The organism is Microbacterium sp. TNHR37B, assembly GCF_001620065.1.
Classification (GTDB): Bacteria; Actinomycetota; Actinomycetes; order Actinomycetales; family Microbacteriaceae; genus Microbacterium.
In genome coordinates, this window is record NZ_LQGV01000003.1 from 1,067,742 (window position 1) to 1,086,016 (window position 18,275).

At 69.8% G+C, this 18,275-nt stretch carries 15 protein-coding genes; 10 read left to right on the plus strand and 5 right to left on the minus strand.

Features of this window, described 5'->3' with window-relative positions; translation table 11 throughout:
- Positions 1 to 5 precede the first annotated feature (5 nt).
- From ccsB to AVP41_RS12990, 5 genes are all read right to left on the minus strand, one after another.
- Entirely contained in the window at positions 6 to 1,001 is a 996-nt protein-coding gene (gene ccsB / locus AVP41_RS12970) for a c-type cytochrome biogenesis protein CcsB (RefSeq protein ID WP_067165113.1), read from the minus strand.
- Entirely contained in the window at positions 985 to 2,631 is a 1,647-nt protein-coding gene (resB, locus tag AVP41_RS12975) for a cytochrome c biogenesis protein ResB (RefSeq protein ID WP_067165116.1), read from the minus strand. The genes ccsB and resB overlap by 17 nt, the downstream gene beginning before the upstream one ends.
- Positions 2,609 to 3,493 carry a prolipoprotein diacylglyceryl transferase gene (gene lgt, locus AVP41_RS12980; RefSeq protein WP_067165969.1) on the minus strand — a complete coding sequence of 295 codons (885 nt, stop codon included), beginning with the start codon at positions 3,491 to 3,493 and terminating at the stop codon, positions 2,609 to 2,611. Before lgt ends, resB begins: the two co-directional genes overlap by 23 nt.
- Positions 3,493 to 4,164: a M23 family metallopeptidase gene (locus tag AVP41_RS12985; protein WP_067165120.1), complete on the minus strand. Its 672-nt coding sequence runs from the start codon at positions 4,162 to 4,164 to the stop codon at positions 3,493 to 3,495. The genes lgt and AVP41_RS12985 overlap by 1 nt, the downstream gene beginning before the upstream one ends.
- A 394-nt stretch (positions 4,165 to 4,558) precedes the next feature.
- Positions 4,559 to 5,023, minus strand: coding sequence for a DUF6153 family protein (locus AVP41_RS12990; RefSeq protein WP_005049597.1), 465 nt, complete (start codon positions 5,021 to 5,023; stop codon positions 4,559 to 4,561).
- A gap of 155 nt (positions 5,024 to 5,178) precedes the next feature.
- Between AVP41_RS12990 and AVP41_RS12995 the strand changes: the two genes are divergently transcribed.
- From AVP41_RS12995 to AVP41_RS13040, 10 genes are all read left to right on the plus strand, one after another.
- On the plus strand, positions 5,179 to 5,649 hold the full coding sequence (locus tag AVP41_RS12995; RefSeq protein WP_036286051.1) for a DUF6153 family protein: 471 nt from the start codon (positions 5,179 to 5,181) through the stop codon (positions 5,647 to 5,649).
- 100 nt (positions 5,650 to 5,749) lie between these two features.
- Positions 5,750 to 6,364 (plus strand): DUF305 domain-containing protein, encoded by a 615-nt coding sequence (locus AVP41_RS13000; RefSeq protein WP_056207384.1) that lies wholly within the window; start codon positions 5,750 to 5,752, stop codon positions 6,362 to 6,364.
- Positions 6,365 to 6,481: 117 nt separating this feature from the next.
- Positions 6,482 to 7,342, plus strand: coding sequence for a F510_1955 family glycosylhydrolase (locus tag AVP41_RS13005; RefSeq protein ID WP_067165123.1), 861 nt, complete (start codon positions 6,482 to 6,484; stop codon positions 7,340 to 7,342).
- Between the two features lie 58 nt (positions 7,343 to 7,400).
- Complete coding sequence (locus AVP41_RS13010; protein WP_067165126.1) at positions 7,401 to 9,854, plus strand: phosphoketolase family protein; 2,454 nt, start codon at positions 7,401 to 7,403, stop codon at positions 9,852 to 9,854.
- Entirely contained in the window at positions 9,851 to 12,472 is a 2,622-nt protein-coding gene (locus tag AVP41_RS13015; RefSeq protein ID WP_067165129.1) for a heavy metal translocating P-type ATPase, read from the plus strand. Before AVP41_RS13010 ends, AVP41_RS13015 begins: the two co-directional genes overlap by 4 nt.
- Entirely contained in the window at positions 12,465 to 13,994 is a 1,530-nt protein-coding gene (locus tag AVP41_RS13020; RefSeq protein ID WP_082829208.1) for a multicopper oxidase family protein, read from the plus strand. Before AVP41_RS13015 ends, AVP41_RS13020 begins: the two co-directional genes overlap by 8 nt.
- A gap of 466 nt (positions 13,995 to 14,460) precedes the next feature.
- Complete coding sequence (locus tag AVP41_RS13025; protein WP_431779296.1) at positions 14,461 to 15,405, plus strand: bile acid:sodium symporter; 945 nt, start codon at positions 14,461 to 14,463, stop codon at positions 15,403 to 15,405.
- A gap of 7 nt (positions 15,406 to 15,412) precedes the next feature.
- The gene (gene cmtR, locus AVP41_RS13030; protein WP_067165134.1) at positions 15,413 to 15,748 is read left to right on the plus strand and encodes a Cd(II)/Pb(II)-sensing metalloregulatory transcriptional regulator CmtR; all 336 of its coding nucleotides are present in this window, start codon (positions 15,413 to 15,415) and stop codon (positions 15,746 to 15,748) included.
- Positions 15,745 to 16,089, plus strand: a complete 345-nt coding sequence (locus tag AVP41_RS13035; RefSeq protein WP_048809235.1) for a hypothetical protein — start codon at positions 15,745 to 15,747, stop codon at positions 16,087 to 16,089. Before cmtR ends, AVP41_RS13035 begins: the two co-directional genes overlap by 4 nt.
- Entirely contained in the window at positions 16,086 to 18,191 is a 2,106-nt protein-coding gene (locus tag AVP41_RS13040; protein WP_048809234.1) for a heavy metal translocating P-type ATPase, read from the plus strand. Before AVP41_RS13035 ends, AVP41_RS13040 begins: the two co-directional genes overlap by 4 nt.
- The last annotated feature ends 84 nt before the right edge of the window (positions 18,192 to 18,275 follow it).

The window sequence follows — 18,275 nt, forward strand, 5'->3', positions numbered from 1 at the left end:
GCGGGTCACAGTCCGGAGTAGGAGTGCAGGCCGGTGAAGAAGACGTTGACGACGCCGAAGTTGAACAGCACGGCGGCGAAGCCGACGATGCACAGCCAGGCCGCGCGGGTGCCGGCCCAGCCGCGGGTGGCGGTGGCGTGCAGGTATCCGGCGTAAAGCACCCAGATGATGAACGTCCACACCTCTTTCACGTCCCACCCCCAGAACCTGCCCCAGGCGCGGCCGGCCCAGATCGCCCCGGCGATCAGGGTGAAGGTCCACAGGATGAACCCGACGATCGTCAGCCGGTATGCGAGCCGGTCCAGATCCTCCGGCCCGGGCAGACTGTCACGCAGCCGGGTGAGCCGGGAGGGGCGACCCCGGCGGCGGGTGGTGAGCAGGTAGGTGAGGGAGACGAGGAACGCGAGCCCGAAGAACGCGGTCGCCAGCAGCGCGACCAGCACGTGGATGACCAGCCACCCGGATTGCAGGGCGGGCATCAGGGGGACGACGGGGACGTAGAAGCTGACCGTCGCGACGCCGAGCAGCAGCACGGTCAGCCCGAGCACGGCGCTGCCCAGGTACGCCAACCGCACCCGCAGCGACACGGCCAGGAAAGTGGCGATGATCAGCGCGGTGCCGGTGAGGGAGAACTCGAACATGTTCGCCCACGGCACCCGGTCCGCGGCGACCCCGCGCAGCACCACCCCGGCAAGATGGAACACCCAGCCCAGCACGGTCAACGCGAACCCGACCCGCGCCGCCTTCCCCGCACCCCGTCCGCCACCCGGGACAGCGGCGGCGGGTGTGGGGTCGGGGGCGGGGGTGGGGGGGGGGCCTGCCAGGGTCGGGGCGGTGGGGCGGGGGGCGCCGGCGGTGACCGGCGCCCGGGCGGTGACCGGGACGGTAGGGGTGCTGGCGCGGCGGGCGAGGTGAACGGTGTAGGCGACGAACGCGGCGGCGTAGATCGCGATCGCGGAGTACACCAGCATCAGGGACAGGGCGTCAAGGAACGGGGTCATCAGAGCCTCCTCGAGGGGGTGTAGGGGTCGGGGTGAGGCGGGTGGCGAGGGTGTCGACGGTGGGTTGCAGGCGGGGGTCGTCGCCGCGGGCGAGCCCGGCGACCTCCAGCACCGTGCCGCCGCGGCGGCCGGTGGCTGTGCGGACCCAGAGGCGGCGGCGGGGCACGAACAGGGACAGGGCCAGCCCGGCCATCGCGGCGACCGCGGCGATCAGGGGGGGGGTCTGGGGGGGGTCGGCGGCGATCTCCAGCGACGCGAACCGGGGGATCGGGCCGAGCTCGATCGTGCCCAGCCCGTCCGGCAGCGGAACCGGGGTGCCGGGGACCAGCTGCAGGGCGGGGGTGGGGGTGCCGCGCCCGGCGATCTGGGTGAGGGTGCTGGTATCCAGTGCGTACACCGACACCGGGACCCCGGTGTTCAGGCCCAGGTCGCCGACGTACACGTTGAAGGTGACGACCGGGTCCAGCAGGTCCGGGTAGCTGGACGCGAACGCCCCAGAGGCGGTGGTCGCGCGGGTGGGGTACAGCATCCCGACCAGGCCGACCTGCTCGGTCAGCCCGTCGGGAACCTTCACGATCCCCAGGCTGGTCAGATTCGCGTCCTGCGGCAGGAACGGGACCGTGTCACTGAACACGATCTTCCCGGCCGGGTTTCGGACGGTGAGGCTGGGGGCGTACCCGTTGCCGAGCAGGTAGATGTCGGTGCCGGCCACCGGCAGCGGCTCGTTGACCCGGATGCTGGAGGCCTGCCGGGTGCCGCCTGTGGTGGTGGTGACCTGCGCGTCGAAGCTCTTCGGCATGCCGAGCGCGTTGACGTTGTCCAGGACGTAGTCGACGCGGAACCGGTCCAGGGTGAGGGAGAACGTCGGGATCTGCGTGTCGGTGATGAACCGGCCGGCGGTGAACGAGTCGTACGCGATCCGGGTGGACGCGAACGTCTGCCCCTCCACCAGCACCCGCTGCCCGGTGAACCGGAACCCGCCGCCGACGCCGACCACGACCAGCACCGCCAGCAGCGCCACGTGGAACAGCAGGTTCCCGGTCTCCCGCAGGTAGCCGCGTTCGGCTGCGACCGAGTCTCGTCCGTCGTCGCCGCGGACCCGGCGGGTGCGGTACCGCTGCCGACGCAGCGCCTTCTCGGCCGCGTCCAGGACCGCACCGGGGGGCGTGTCGGGGAGGAGGCGGCGGGTGTGGGCGGGCAGGCGGGACAGGTTGCGGGGGGTGGCCGGGGGCGGGGCGAGCAGCGCGGTCAGGTGGTGGCGGATGCGGGGGATGACGCAGCCGATCAGCGACGCGAACAGCAGCAGGTAGATTGCGGAGAACCACACCGACCCGAACACGTCGTGCAGCTGCAGCAGGTCCACCGCCCACATCCAGCCCGGGTTGGTCTTGTCGAACTGGATCACCCCGTTCGGGTCGGAGGAGCGTTGTGGGACCAACGACCCGGGGATCGCGGCCACCGCGAGCAGCAGCAACAACACCAGGGCGGTGCGCATGCTGGTCAGCTGCCGCCACGCCCACCGCGCCCACCCCGAAACGCTCAGGCGCAGATTCGTGGGCTCGTCCACCGGCCGGTCGACGTGATCGGCGGGCAGCTGCGGGGCCTGCTCACTGCGGATCGACACGCGCATCCTCCCTCTCCCGGACGGGTGTGCGGCGGCGGGAGCGCCAGGAGGCGTGGGCGAGCAGCCCGACCCCCAGTGCGGCGGCCACCAGGGCGGTGAGCACGTTCGCTTTCAGCCCGCCGGCGAGCAACTCGGTGGGATCCAGCCGGATGGACTCCAGCGCCGCCCGCCCTGCCCCGTACCACAGCAGGTACACGCCCAGACTCCGCCCGGCGCCCAACGTAATCCGGCCGTGCCGGCGGCGGTGATGCTCGAGCAGCACGATCACGGCGGCACCGGCCAGGTTCCACAGCAGCTCGTACAGGAACAGCGGATGAAACAGGGTCCCCGCCGGGGTCCCCGGTGGGATCGCGGGAGCTGAGGGGTCGATCTGCAACCCCCACGGCAAGGTGGTGGGTCGGCCGAACAGTTCCTGGTTGAAGTAGTTCCCCAGCCGCCCCACCGCCTGGGCGACCAGCATCCCCGGGGCGAGCGCGTCCAGGAACAGCAGCACCGGGATCCCGGCGCGACGGGTGGCGATCACGATCCCGACCAGCCCGCCCAGGATCGCGCCGAAGATCGCGATCCCGCCCTCCCAGATGTAGAGCACCCGCCACAGGTCCGCGCCAGGGAAGAAGTAGTCGCCCGGATGGGTGAGCACATGGTAGATCCGGGCGCCGAGGATCCCGAACGGCACCGCCCACATCGCCACATCCACCACGACCCCGGCCGGATGCCCGACCGCCCGCAGCCGACGGCCGGTGATCAGCACCGCCAGCACGATCCCGGCCAGGATCGCCAGCGCGTAGAACCGAATCTGGAACGGCCCGACCTGCACGAAGCTGATCCCCGGGCTCGGGATCAGCGCCGGAACCACGATGGCGCGCATCAGGGTCTCCTGTCCGCGGGGATCCACACCAGCGGATCGACCGGCTCCCCGCCGACGCGCACCTCGAAATGCAAGTGCGCACCGGTGCTGCGTCCACTGTTCCCGACCCGGCCGACCAGTTGCCCCACCCGCACGATCTGCCCCGGGGTCAGGGCGAGGGACCCTTCCCGCATGTGCGCGTAGACGCTCTCCACGACTTGCCCATCGATCTCGTGTCGGATCACCACATACACCCCGTACGCGCCGCCCTGCTCCGTCGCAGTGGTGACCACCCCGTCGGCCATCGCCTGGATCGGAGTGCCGATGCCCGGGGTCATATCCAGGCCGGCATGATCGCTGGAACACGACGGGCACGGTCGGGTGCGATAGCCGAACGTGCTGCTGATCGGCACCCCCACCGTGAACGGCCACTGCACCGCCGACGCCGGGTCATTGGTGAACGTGTCCGCGGTGTGCGCGTACGACTCGGTCCCGACGGGGGCGGTCACCGCCACCGTGTAGTCCCCGCGCACCATCACCGTCCCGGTGACGGTGTCGGGGGTGGTGAACGACTGGGCGCGCACCGGGGTGCGGGTCGCCTCGACGGCGAACACCGGCTCCGGCGTCAACGGGATCAGCAACGGCAGTCCGGCGATCGACGCGACCGGGAGCATCACCGCGCCGGCGAGCATCCGGGATCGGGTGAGCGTGCGGCGCGGCGCGTGTCGAGGTGTCCGGGCGGCACGGGTGGGCCGACGGCGTCGATCGCGTCGCGTCTGGACGGGTGGGGAAGACAGGGCGGCTCTCGCCGCACGGCGCGTTCCGGTACCGGGAGTCGGGGTGGAGGGGGCGGGTTCGGGCATACAAGACTTTCCTGGATGAGGGGGACGATGAAGGTGCGTACGGTCGCCGTCACACGGTCCAACCGGGAGCCGCGGCCCGGAGTGCACGGCGAGAATCCGGGATCGGATCACCCATGGCGCTGCCGCAGACGGGTCGCGCTCGCCTGCGGGCCGCACATCGTGGACCGTCGGCGACATCACGCGCCGGCGGCGGCTCAGGCGGCGGGCGCGGGCGGGGTGCTGATCAGGTGCGGCTGATCGACAGCACGATCAGGGAGGGCCGCAGAAGAGGCGACCCGGACGTGAACGAGCTCGACCTGCCGGGGAGGGATCGCAGCCACGCCAGCAGCGACATCCACCCGTCCCGGGCCGGGAGCACCAGGATGAGCAGGGTCAGCAACGCGAGCAGACACGTCACGGCAGCGAAAGCATGAGACGTCCCGCAGACCGTCTCATCGCACGAGGGCGTCACCACCCCGCTGACCAGGACATCAGCGGCGGCATCGGGGGCCGCAACGACTGCGGAGGCGGACACGACAGTGCCCGCCTGGTCCTCTTCCAGACTCAGCGAATGCATCGCAAGCAGCCCCGCGATGATCGCGGTCACCGCGGCCAGGTAGAACCACAGGGCACGCCGGGACCCGAGTGCCCGCCGTCGCGCCACCACCTGGTTCACCGTCGACGCCCCTTCCTCGATCACGCCCAGCATACCCCGGGCGGGTAGCCATCCCCGAAGCGATACCCATCCTGGATACCCCGGATGGGTATATGCTGAGTGGTAGGGGGCACCCGCTCCCGTGCGTGGTGTTCTGACCGTGTCGCGGAGGCAAGGCACCGCTACCCTGGACGGGAAGGAGGTCGGTCGTGAACGTGATTCGCTCGCACGCGCGTCTGACCCCCGGGGTGCGACGGCTCCTGCTGGCCGCTCCGATCGCCCTGGCGATCATCACCGGGCTGCTGTCCATGCACGTCCTGACCGGTTCCCACCAGCCCGCCCTGGCATCAGAGACCAGCGCGATGAGCACGCACAGCCAGGTCGGCTCCGCACCAGCCGCCGCCGACGATACGCCGATGACCGCAGCTGCGGCGGAGGGCGCTGGAGGGCATTGCCAGGACGGGTGCGGCAGCCCTGCGGGGATGCCGGATCACTCGATGCTGATGATGGTGTGCGTGCTGGCGCTGCTGGCCGCGGTGATCGTCCTGCTCGCCCCGACGTCCCGTGCCCTTCTCACATACGCCGTAGCCCGCTCGCGCTCCCATACCCGGACTCTGCTGGTCGGATTGCCGCATCCCCGCCCGCCTTCACTGCTTGTCCTGTCCATCAGTCGCACCTGATTCCGCCTGAACCCCGGCGACCCTTGCCGGGGATGCTGCACCCTGCCCTCCCGGGCACTGAATCAGACCCTCACCGACTGAATAGACAAGGACACCCCTGATGCGTTTTCGTACTCTCACGCTGACCGCCGGCGCCCTGGCCACCGTGCTCGTGCTCGCCGGCTGCGCCCCCACCGACGGCACCATGCCCGGCATGGACCACGGACCCGGGGGGATGACCAGCACCGCCCCCTCCCAGTCCGCCGCCGCGTTCAACGCCGCGGACGAGATGTTCGTGACCATGATGATCCCGCACCACCAGCAGGCCATCGAGATGGCCGATCAGATCCTCGCGAAAGACGGCATCGACGAGCGAGTCGTCTCCCTCGCCGAGCAGATCAAGGCCGCACAGGACCCGGAGATCCAGACCATGAAGGGCTGGCTGGAGGAGTGGGGCGTCCCGTACGACGACTCCATGTCCGGGATGGACGGCATGGACATGGGCGGCGGGATGATGTCGGAGGACGACATGGCCGCTCTGGATGCCGCGACCGGGGTCGAGGCGACCCGCCTGTTCCTGAACGGCATGATCGCTCACCACCAGGGCGCCGTGACGATGGCGCAGTCGGTGCTCACCGACGGACAGAACCCGGACGTGGCCGCCCTCGCGCAGCAGATCATCGACGGGCAGACCGCCGAGATCACCACGATGCAGGACATCCTCGCCAGCCTCTGACCCGGTACCCCTCGGACGGGACCCGCGCTCCCGATGCCGGTCCCGTCCGAGGCCCCACCCTCGACCCCTGTGCGGTCACCGGTATCCGGCGTACCCGCACGGAAAGGACCTCCGTTCATGATCTCTCCCACCACCCGCAGACTGGCGATCACGGCCACCGTCACCGTCGCGCTGCTGCTCACGGGCTGCAGCACCACCCCTGCGGAGCCCGATGCCCCCGCGGGCACCGCGGCCGGGTTCGGGCATGTGCACGGCATCGTCGACGCCGGTGACAGCACCGTGCTGCTGGGCACCCACACCGGCCTGTACACGCTGGGCGAGGACGGCACCGTCACCGGCCCGGTCGGTGGCATCGACCTGGACGCGATGGGACTGACCGCTACCGGTGACACGCTCTACGCGTCCGGGCACCCCGGCCCGTCCACCCCGGCGGAGCTCGGCGCCCCCAACCTCGGCATCATCCGCAGCCTCGACGCCGGCGCCTCGTGGGAACCGGTCGCGTTCACCGGGGAAGAGGACTTCCACGTCCTCACCGTCACCGGCGACGGCACCCTGTACGGGATCGGATCCTCCCGGCTGCTGCTGCGCACCAGCAGCGACGGCGGGCAGAGTTGGGCGGACGGTGCCGAGCTGCCCGCCGTCGACCTGGCCGCCGCGACCGACGGCACCCTGTACGCCGCCACCCAGGACGGGCTGCAGCACAGCACCGACGGTGGCGCCACCTTCACCCCGGCGCCGGACGCGCCAGTGCTGTACCTGGTGGAGACCGACCCAACCGGTGGGGTGGTCGGAGTGGACACCGACGGGACGTTGCGACGCCTAGTCGGCACCGGCTGGGAGAACGTCGGCACCACCACGGGAACCGTCCACGCCCTCGGGGTCACCGGGGACGGTGCGATCGTCCTGGTCGATGACCGCGGCGTGGTCTGGATCCGCGACACCACCGCCACCGTTCTCATCCCGGCGGCAACACCATGACCACCGTCATTCGCACCTGGCGCGACCCGAGCGGTCGCGGATCGGAAGGAGACCGACCATGACCCCCACACCGGCACCCCCCGCGTGGGCGCACCGCACCACTGATGCCACCGCCGAGCAGTTGGCGGCGGTGGATGCGTGGTGGCGGGCGGCGAACTATCTGAGCATCGGGCAGATCTACCTGCAGGGTAACCCGCTGCTGCGCCACCGCCTCAGCCGGGACGACATCAAGCCGCGGCTGCTGGGGCATTGGGGCACCACCCCGGGCCTGAACTTCCTCTACGCCCACCTGAACCGCGCCATCCGCGACCGCGACCTGAACACCCTGTACGTGACCGGGCCCGGGCACGGCGGACCCGGCATGGTCGCCAACGCCTACCTCGACGGCACCTACACCGAACGCTACCCGGGCATCGACCGCACCGAAGAGGGGCTGCGGGCGCTGTTCCGGCAGTTCTCCTTCCCGGGCGGGATCCCCTCGCACGCGTCCCCGGAAACGCCCGGGTCGATCAACGAGGGCGGGGAGCTGGGCTACTCCCTCGTGCACGCCTACGGGGCCGCGTTCGACAACCCCGACCTGCTGGTCGCCTGCGTGATCGGTGACGGGGAGGCGGAGACCGGGCCGCTGGCGACCGCGTGGCACGGCAACAAGTTCCTCAACCCCGCCCATGACGGGGTGGTGCTGCCGATCCTGCATCTGAACGGGTACAAGATCGCCAACCCGACCGTGCTGTCCCGCATCCCCGAGGAAGAGCTGGTCGCGCTGCTGCGCGGCTACGGCCATCACCCCCACGTCGTCACGGTCGGCTTCGATGGCGAGACCCCGCAGGAGTCCCACGCGACGTTCGCGGCGGTCCTGGATGCGGTGCTGGATGAGATCGCGGACATCAAGGCCGCCGCGGCGGCCGGGACGCTGGAGGGGCGGCCGGCGTGGCCGGCGATCGTGCTGCGCAGCCCGAAGGGGTGGACCTGCCCGAAGATCATCGACGGTCTGCCGGTGGAGGGCACCTGGCGGGCACACCAGGTGCCGCTCGCCGAGGTCCGCGACAATCCCGAGCACCTGCGGATCCTCGAGGACTGGCTGGCGTCCTACCGCCCGCACGAGCTGTTCGACGTGACCGGCGCCCCCCGCCCGGCCACGGTCGCGATCGCCCCGGACGGGGATCGGCGGATGAGCGCGAACCCGGCCGGCAACGGCGGACAACTCACCGTCCCGCTGCGGCTCCCGGACTTCCACAAGCACGCGCAGCCGGTCGACCCGGCCGAGCGGGGTGCGGGAACCGGGGAAGCGACCCGCGTGCTGGGCGAGTGGCTGGCGGGGGTGATCCGGGACAACCCGGACAACTTCCGCATCTTCGGCCCGGACGAGACCGCCTCCAACCGGCTCGCCCCACCCGTCTACCAGGCCACCGGCAAGCAGTGGAACGCGGCCGTGGAGCCCGTCGACGAGCACCTGGCCCCGACTGGGCGGGTGATGGAGGTGCTCAGCGAGCACCAGTGCCAGGGCTGGCTCGAGGGCTACGTCCTTACCGGCCGGCATGGGCTGTTCAACTGCTACGAGGCGTTCACCCACATCGTCGACTCGATGTTCAACCAGCACACCAAATGGCTCGAAGCGGCCCGGGAGGTGTCGTGGCGGGACCCGATCCCGAGCTTCAACTACCTGCTCTCCAGCCACGTCTGGCGGCAGGACCACAACGGGTTCTCTCACCAGGACCCCGGGTTCATCGACCTCGCCCTGAACAAGAGCCCCGACATCGTCCGCGTCTACCTGCCGTTCGACGCGAACACGCTGCTGTCCACCTACGACCACTGCCTGCGCTCGGCCGGGTACATCAACGTCGTCGTCGCCGGGAAGCAGCCCGCCCCGCAGTGGCTGACGATGGACGAGGCGATCGAGCACTGCACCCGCGGGCTCGGGATCCTGCCGTGGGCGGGCACCGAAACCGAAGGCACCGAGCCGGATGTGGTGCTCGCCGCCGCCGGCGACGTCCCCACCCTCGAGACCCTCGCCGCGGCGGCGCTGCTGCGCGAGCACATCCCCGACCTGAGAGTGCGGGTGGTGAACGTGGTCGACCTGACCCGGCTGCAATCCGAGGACCAGCACCCGCACGGTCTCCCGGACCGGGAGTTCGATGCGATCTTCACTCCCGACAAGCCGGTGATCTTCGCCTACCACGGCTACCCGTGGCTGATCCACCGACTCACCTACAAGCGCGCCGGGCACCAGAACCTGCACGTGCACGGCTTCCAGGAGCGCGGCACCACCACGACCCCGTTCGACATGGTCATGCTCAACGACCTCGACCGGTACCGGCTCGCGATCGACGTCCTCGACCACGTCCCGGGCCTCGCCGCCCGCCACGCCGGCCTGCGGCAGGAGCTGCAGGACGCCCGCCTGCACGCCCGCGCCCACACCCGCGAGCACGGCACCGACATCCCCGCCGTCGCCGACTGGCAATGGCCCCACCCCGACACCACCGACCCCACCCTCGGGAAGGAACCGAAATGAGCGACACCAGAACCGTGACCCTGCAGGTCAGCGGCATGATCCGCGCGACCTCCAAGAACGTCACCGAAGCCCACCTGAGCCGCCAACCCGGGGTGATCGCCGTGGACGCGAACCCGGTCTCGCAGACCGCGACCGTCACCTACGACCCCGAGACCACCTCGGTCGCGCACCTGCAGCAGTGGGTCATCGACTGCGGGTATCACTGCGCCGGCCAGTCCGTCCCCGACCATATCTGCGACCCCGCGCACGACCCGCACGACGAGGGTGCGCACGACCACAGCGCCCACCACGGCCCCGCAGCTGAGGGCGCACAAGAACCGCACGCGAGTCACGACGCGCACGAGGGCCACACGGATGCCACGGGTCACGCCAGCCACGCGGGCCATAAGGGTCCTGCGGGCTATCACGACGACCCCGTCCACGATCACGCCGCTGGCCACGACCACACGCACGCCCCGTCGGCGACGGCGGATGACGGTGAGCATGCCGGTCACCACGTCGAGCACGCCGGTCACACCGCGGCCGCGGGTGGGCACGATCATGGTGCAGCGTCGGGTCACAGTGCGCAGGAGATGATGGGCCACGGTGGGCATCACGGCGGGATGTCGATGGACGCGATGATCCGCGACATGCGCAACCGGTTCCTGGTCGCGCTGATCCTGTCGATCCCGATCACCCTGTGGTCTCCGATCGGGCGGGAGGTGATCGGATTCGAGGTGCCGGCACCGTTCGGGCTGCGCGATGACGTGTTCATGCTGATCCTGTCGCTGCCGGTGATCTTCTACTCGGCGTGGATCTTCTTCGACGGCGCCTACCGGGCGCTGCGCGCGAAGACCCTCGACATGATGGTGCTCGTCGCGGTCGGTGTCGGCGCCGGCTGGCTGTACTCCCTCGCGGTCACCCTCACCGGCGGCGGTGAAGTGTTCTACGAAGCCGCCACGGTGCTTGCCACCTTCGTGCTGCTGGGGCATTGGGTGGAGATGCGCGCCCGCGGCGGCGCGAACGACGCCATCCGCACCCTCCTGGAGCTCGCACCCTCGCAGGCGGTCGTGATCCGTGACGGGCAGGAGGTCGAGATCCCCACCAGCGAGGTCGTCCCGGGGGATCTGATGCTGGTGCGGCCGGGGGCCAAGATCCCCACCGACGGTGTCGTGGAATCCGGAGAGTCCGAGGTGGACGAGTCGATGGTCACCGGCGAGTCCATGCCGGTGGACAAAGCGCCCGGGTCGGAGGTGATCGGAGCGACCGTGAACACCGTCGGCACCCTCCGCGTCACAGCCACCAAAGTCGGCTCGGACACGGCGTTGGCGCAGATCGTGAAGCTCGTGCAAGAGGCGCAGAACTCCAAAGCCCCCGGGCAGCGCCTCGCCGACCGGGCAGCGTTCTGGCTCGTCCTGGTCGCCCTGATCGGCGGCACCCTCACCTTCCTGGTGTGGCTGCTCGCCGGCGCTGCAATCCCGATGGCGATCCTGTTCGCTATCACCGTCGTCGTCATCACCTGCCCCGACGCGCTCGGCCTCGCCACCCCGACGGCGATCATGGTCGGCACCGGGCTCGGCGCGAAACGGGGCGTGTTGTTCAAGAACGCCTCCGGGATCGAAACCGCCGCCCACATCGACACGGTCGTGTTCGACAAGACCGGCACCCTCACCAAGGGGGAGCCGGAGGTCACCGACTACATCCCCGTCGGCGGCGACGACCTCGAGACTCTCTCCCTCGCGGTCGCGTTGGAGCGGGAATCCGAGCATCCTCTGGCGAAAGCGATCGTGAATTACGCCGACGCCCGCGACGTCCCCCGTCGCACCGCGACCGCGTTCCGAAACGTCACCGGGCAGGGCGCGATCGCCACCGTCGACGGTCGACAGGTCGTCCTCGGCAACCCGCGCCTTCTCACCGGGGAGGGGATCGACATCAGCGGGGTGCAGGCCGCTCAGCAGGACCTGGCTGGGTCCGGCCGCACCGCGATCCTGTTCGCCGTGGACGGGCAAGTCGCCGGGATCATCGGTCTCGCCGACGCACCCCGGGACACCGCAAAGACCGCGATCGACGCTCTCCACGAGCAGGGCGTCGAGGTCGCAATGCTCACCGGGGACAACAAGCCCACCGCCGACCGGATCGCCGCTCTCCTCGGCATCGACACCGTGATCGCGGATGTGCTCCCCGAGGACAAGTCCGCGAAGGTCGCCGAGCTGCAGAAGACGGGCAAGAAGGTCGCGATGGTCGGCGACGGCGTCAACGACGCCCCCGCCCTCGCCCAGGCCGACCTCGGCATCGCGATCGGCGCCGGCACCGACGTCGCCATCGAGACCGCCGACGTGGTCCTGATGCGCTCGGACCCGCTCGATGTTGCGATCGCACTCAAGATCGGCAAGGGCACACTGCGAAAGATGCGGCAGAACCTGGGCTGGGCCATCGGATACAACGCCGCCGCCCTCCCCATCGCCGCTGGCGTGTTCTACCCGGCGTTCGGGATCATGCTGTCCCCGGAGATCGCCGCCCTGTCGATGTCCGGTTCCTCCGTGATCGTCGCCGTCAACGCCCTCCTCCTCAAGCGGCTCCGCCTGCCCGCCCAGGCGCCCGCTGCGACGACCATGCAGAAGGAGCCCGAACATGCCTGACCGTCCGCTCTCTCCCACACCGTCCTCCCCGATGCTGCTGACCCGACGAGGTGTGCTCGGACTCGGACTGGGCGCCGTCGCGGCAGCCGTGCTCGCCTCCTGCACCCCCGCGCCGCAATGGGTGACACCCACCGGCGCAGCGGTGTCCGGCACGGAGAAGAACCGCGGCGGCACCGGCCGAGTCACCACCGTCGACCTCACCGCCGCCCCCACCACGCTCGACCTGGCCGGTACCGCCGCCGCCACCTGGGCGTTCGGAGGTATCCCCGCCCCGGTAATCCGGCTCACCGCAGGCGACACGCTGAAAGCGACCGTCCGCAACCAGCTCGACGCGGACACCTCCGTGCACTGGCACGGACTTGCCCTCCGCAACGACATGGATGGGGTCCCTCCGGTAACCCAAGCCCCCATCGCCCCGGGCGGACAGTTCGCATACGAGTTCGTCACCCCGCATCCGGGCACCTACTGGTTCCACCCCCACGTCGGCCCGCAACTGGACCACGGCCTCTACGGTGCGCTCATCATCGACGACCCGGACGAGAAGGTGACGTGGGACGACGAATGGGTGCTGATCCTCGACGACTGGCTCGACGGCGTCACCGCCACCCCGGACCAGGTCCTCACCGACCTCTCGAAGGGCATGGGAGACATGGGCGGGATGGGCGACATGTTCATGCGGATGGGGAACCTGCTGATGGGCGCCACCTCCGACCTGCTCGGCGGCGACGCCGGCGACGTCTACTACCCGCACTACCTCATCAACGGCAAACCCAAAGCCGACCCCGCCCAATTCACCGGCACTCCTGGTGCCCGGGTGCGGATCCGTGTCATCAACGCCGGCAGCGACACCGCGTTCCGGTTCGCGATCGGCGGCCACACCCTGACGATCACCCACACCGACGGGTTCCCGGTGGATCCTGTCGAGGTCGACAGTGTCCTGATCGGGATGGGCGAACGCTACGACCTGCAGGTCACCCTGGACGATGGGGTGTTCCCTGTCGTCGCCGACGCGGAAGGCAAGCAGGATCGCGCGTTCGCGCTCGTTCGCACCGCCGCTGGCACGGCTCCGGCCAGCGACGTCCCCGTCGCCGAGCTCGGCACCGGCAGGGTCGGCACCGCTGCCGGACTGAGCGCGACCGCCTCCGTCACCCTCCACCAGGCATCCCCCGACCGGGTCGTGCACCTCGCGCTGACCGGGGGGATGGAGGCGTACGACTGGGGGATCAATGGGCGCCGGTTCGACATGAACGACCCGTTGCGGAACGCGCACGCGATCAGTAGGGGGGAGCGGGTGCAGTTGCGGATCCGCAATGACACCGAGATGTGGCATCCGTTCCACCTGCACGGCCACACCTACCAGCACGCGAACGGCGGCCCCCGGAAGGACACCTCCATCATCCTCCCGGGCCAGACCCTGACGGTCGACTTCGATGCCGACAACCCCGGCCAGTGGGTCGCGCACTGCCACAACATCTACCACGCCGAGACCGGCATGACCACTGTGCTCGGATACCAGTCATGAACCGCGCGTTCACCCCCAGCACGGGAGGATGATCGCGCGGGCGATCGGACGGCGGCGGCGGACGTCAAGTCTAAGTGGACTTCCTACTCTTATGTAGGGATCTGCCATTTCGCGCGGAATCCTGCTGACGAAACTGCTGCCAATTAGCGTGGAATCCCCGAGTTCTCCGCCACCTTGACCGGGAACCTACAGGTAGTTGTAGGTTCTCGGCGAAGATGGCGGATTCTTAGATGAAGTGGCGGACAAGTGGCGGATCCGAAAGATTGGTGAGAACGATGCGTGTAAGTGCCGTGTCGGTTCCTATCCGAAATGACAGATTCCGCGGGTAGTTGGCATGCACCTAGCAGTCCTGCCATTGGCTGGGGGTGAAGGGTTACTCGCTCACTCGATTAGGGGCGAACCGGCTACATTCGACAGGCTTGTGCTCGTGTGCACAGCTGTGGAGTGGTGGGAGCGGCATCAGGTAGTGCTCTACCTCGCAGCGATCGCCGTGGGTGCGGTGGTCGGTCTACTCGTGCCGGCGGTGGCGGATCCGCTCGAGTCGGCGATCAATCCCGTGCTCGGGTTGTTGCTGTACGCGACGTTCCTGGGGGTGCCGTTCACGGCGATCGGCCGGGCCTTCACGGATTGGCGGTTCCTGGGCGTCGTGCTCGTCCTGAACTTCGTCGTCGTGCCGGTGGTCGTGTTCGGGTTGAGTCGCGCCGTGGCGGCTGATCAGGCGGTGCTCGTTGGGGTGTTGTTCGTGCTGCTGACGCCGTGTGTGGATTACGTGATTGTGTTCACTGGCCTGGCTGGCGGTGCACGTGCGCGGCTGCTTGCTGCCACGCCCCTGCTGATGCTTCTGCAGATCGTGTTGCTGCCGGTGTACCTGTGGCTGATGGCCGGCGCCGAGGTGGTGGGTGCGTTCGACCCGCATCCGTTCGTGGAGGCATTTCTGTTGTTGATCGTGCTGCCGCTCGTTCTCGCCGCCGCCACGCAGCTGCTGGCGAAACGGTTCCGTGCCGGCCGCGCGATCGAGGGCGTGGTGCTGGCGGCAATGGTGCCGCTGATGATGCTGACTCTCGCCGTGGTGATCGGCTCGCAGGTCTTCGGCGTGAGCAGCGCTCTCGGCCAGCTGCTAATCGCGGTTCCCGTGTTCGTCGTGTTCGTCCTAATCGTGGCACCACTCGGTGCGCTCCTCGGGAGCGCGGCACGCTTGGATGTTCCCAGCCGCCGGGCGGCCACGTTCAGCGGGGTCACCCGCAACTCGCTGGTCGTGCTCCCGCTCGCTCTCGCGCTGCCGGCATCTTTCGCTCTGACGCCGTTGGTTGTAGTGACTCAGACCTTGGTGGAGCTCGTCGCAATGGTGGTCATGGTCGCCGGGGTACCGCGACTCATCCGCCCTCGCATTAGTACAGCGGAGAATGTATAGTCAGCCTGTGCTGACTCTTACTTCTCGCCTCGATGTGATGAACCGGCTGGGTCGGGCGATGGCCGACCCGACCCGTTCCCGGATCCTCCTCACACTGCTGGACGCTCCCGGCTACCCGGCTGAGCTGGCACGAGATCTCGAGCTGACCCGCACGAACGTCTCGAATCATCTGACGTGCCTGCGGGGCTGCGGGTTGATCGTCGCCACACCGGAAGGTCGGCGCACCCGGTATGAGATCGCCGACCCGCATCTGACCCAGGGGTTGCGACAGCTGCTCGAGGCGGTCGTCGCCGTCGACGAGGGCGCCCCGTGCATGGACGATCAGTGCGAGTGCTGCGCATGAGCCTCATCGACCGTGACCTGCTGCCGGTGGCCTGCACGCTGACGCCCGGCGCTGGTGCTGCACAGCTAGCCGCGTGGCAGGAATTCAACGACGACTACCTCCTCGACATCGACAGGACGGCCGCCCAGATCACCGTCCACTACCCAAAGATCGACGACGCGACCGCCCGGCTGACGGAGCTGGTCCGCACCGAGCAGTCCTGCTGCGCGTTCGCGACTTGGGCGATCGACACGACCCACCCCGACCTGCGCCTTTCCGTTACCGGCACCGATGACGCACTGGCCGCGCTCACGTTCCTAGAGCAGACGCCCGCCCCCGCAACGAAGGAGAGCGTGCAGTGAGCGAAGAGTGTTGCGGCCCCAACGAGCCGCGCAAGCCCGGTACGGTCCGGCGCATCGAACTGTCCCGGCCGCTCTCGACCGGTGACGCCTGCTGCGCCGCGGAACCCTCCTCCAAGACCGCGGCGCCAAGCGCGGTGCACGATGCGGGCGATGCCTGCTGCGGCCCCGACCTCGCCACCACCCCCACCGAGGCGGACGAGGAGCCGGAGGTCCGCCCGCCCTGGTGGCGCGACTTCGCGTTGCTTCCCTCCGCGCTGTCCGGGCTGTTCCTCCTCGCCGGATACACGTTCGAGTGGACTGGTCTGCACATCCCGGCGCTGGTGCTGCAGTGGGCGGCGCTGCTCGCCGGCGCCTACACCTTCGTCCCCGGCGCGATCCGCCGCCTCATCCGCGGTCGCCTCGGGGTCGGGCTGCTGATGACCATCGCCGCGATCGGCGCGGTCCTGCTCGGCCACGTTGGCGAGGCCGCGACCCTGGCGTTCCTGTTCTCCCTGGCCGAGGCGCTTGAAGACCGGGCGATGGACCGCGCCAAGGAAGGCTTGCGCGCCCTTCTGTCCCTCATCCCCGACACTGTCCGCGTCTCCCGCCTAACCAGCGACGTCACGATCCCCGCCGCGGACGTGCGTGAGCTGGACATCCTCGTCATCGGTGCCGGCGATCGCATCGCCACAGACGGCGTGGTCGTGGAGGGTAGGTCGAGCCTGGACACGTCGGCGATCACGGGCGAGTCGATCCCGGTCGAGGTCGGCCCCGGCGATCCGGTCGCCGCCGGTTCGGTCAACGGGGCGGCGACGTTGCGGATCGAGGCAACTGCGGACGGCCGCGACAACTCCCTCACCCAGATCGTCGCCCTCGTGGAGCAGGCCCACGCCCGCAAGGGCAACCGGGCACGCCTCGCCGACCGGATCGCGAAGCCGCTCGTTCCCGTCGTCCTGATCGCCGCTGCCGTGGTCGCCCTGTTCGGGCTGCTGGTCGGCGACCCGTGGACCTGGATCGAACGCGCCCTCGTCGTCCTGGTTGCGGCATCCCCGTGCGCGCTGGCCATCGCGGTGCCCGTGACGGTGATCAGCGCGATCGGAGCGGCGTCAAAGTTCGGCGTCGTCATCAAGTCAGGTGAAGCGTTCGAGCAGCTCGGCACGATCCGCGCCGTCGCCCTCGACAAGACCGGCACCCTCACCCGCAACGAGCCCACCGTCGTCGACGTCCAGCCCGCACCCGGTATCACCCGCGACGACCTGCTCGCCTGGGCCGCCGCCGTGGAGGCCACCAGCACCCACCCCCTCGCCGCGGCCATCATCGCGGCCGCACCCGTCGCCAGCCCCGCAACGGAGGTGGTCGAGGAGGCCGGGCATGGCATCACCGGGACCGTCGACGGCCGGGCGATCCGGGTCGGCAATGTCCGCTGGCTCCATCCCGCCGGCCAGCAGTTGAACGCGGAGGCGATTGCCGCGCAGGGCATGACCGTCGTCGTGGTCGAGGCGGACGGGCAGATCGCCGGCCTGATCGGCGTGCGGGACGAGCTGCGCCCGGAGTCGGCCGAGACGGTCCGGATGCTGCAGTCGCAGGGCATTGAGACCATCATGCTCACCGGCGACAACACCCGCACCGCCCACGCCATCGCCGCCGAGGCGGGCGTAACCGACGTTCGCGCCGAGCAGCTGCCCGCCGACAAGGCCGCCGCGATTGAGGCGCTCGTCACGCAGCAACCGACCGCGATGGTCGGCGACGGCATCAACGACGCCCCGGCACTGGCGACGGCGACGGTCGGGATCGCGATGGGTGTGAAAGGCTCCGCGGCGGCGATCGAGTCCGCCGACGTCGCCTTCATCGGCCACGACCTCCGCCTCATCCCCGGCGCCCTCGCCCACGCCCGCCGCGGCCGACGCATCATGACCGCCAACATCGGTCTGGCTCTGGCGATCATCGTCGCGCTGTTCCCGCTCGCCCTGTTCGGCATCCTCGGGCTCGCCGGCGTCGTGCTGGTGCATGAGATCGCCGAGGTCGTCGTCATCCTCAATGGCGTCCGCGCCGCCCGTCGCCCCGCTGCGCTACGGCAACTCGCCACGGTGCCCGCTCGCCAGCCCGAACCCGCCCACGCCTGACCACCGACCCCTCGCCCCGCGGTGGCAGAACACCGCCCGACTTGGAACCGGCCCTTGTGAAGACCCCCATCAAAGCCACCTTCG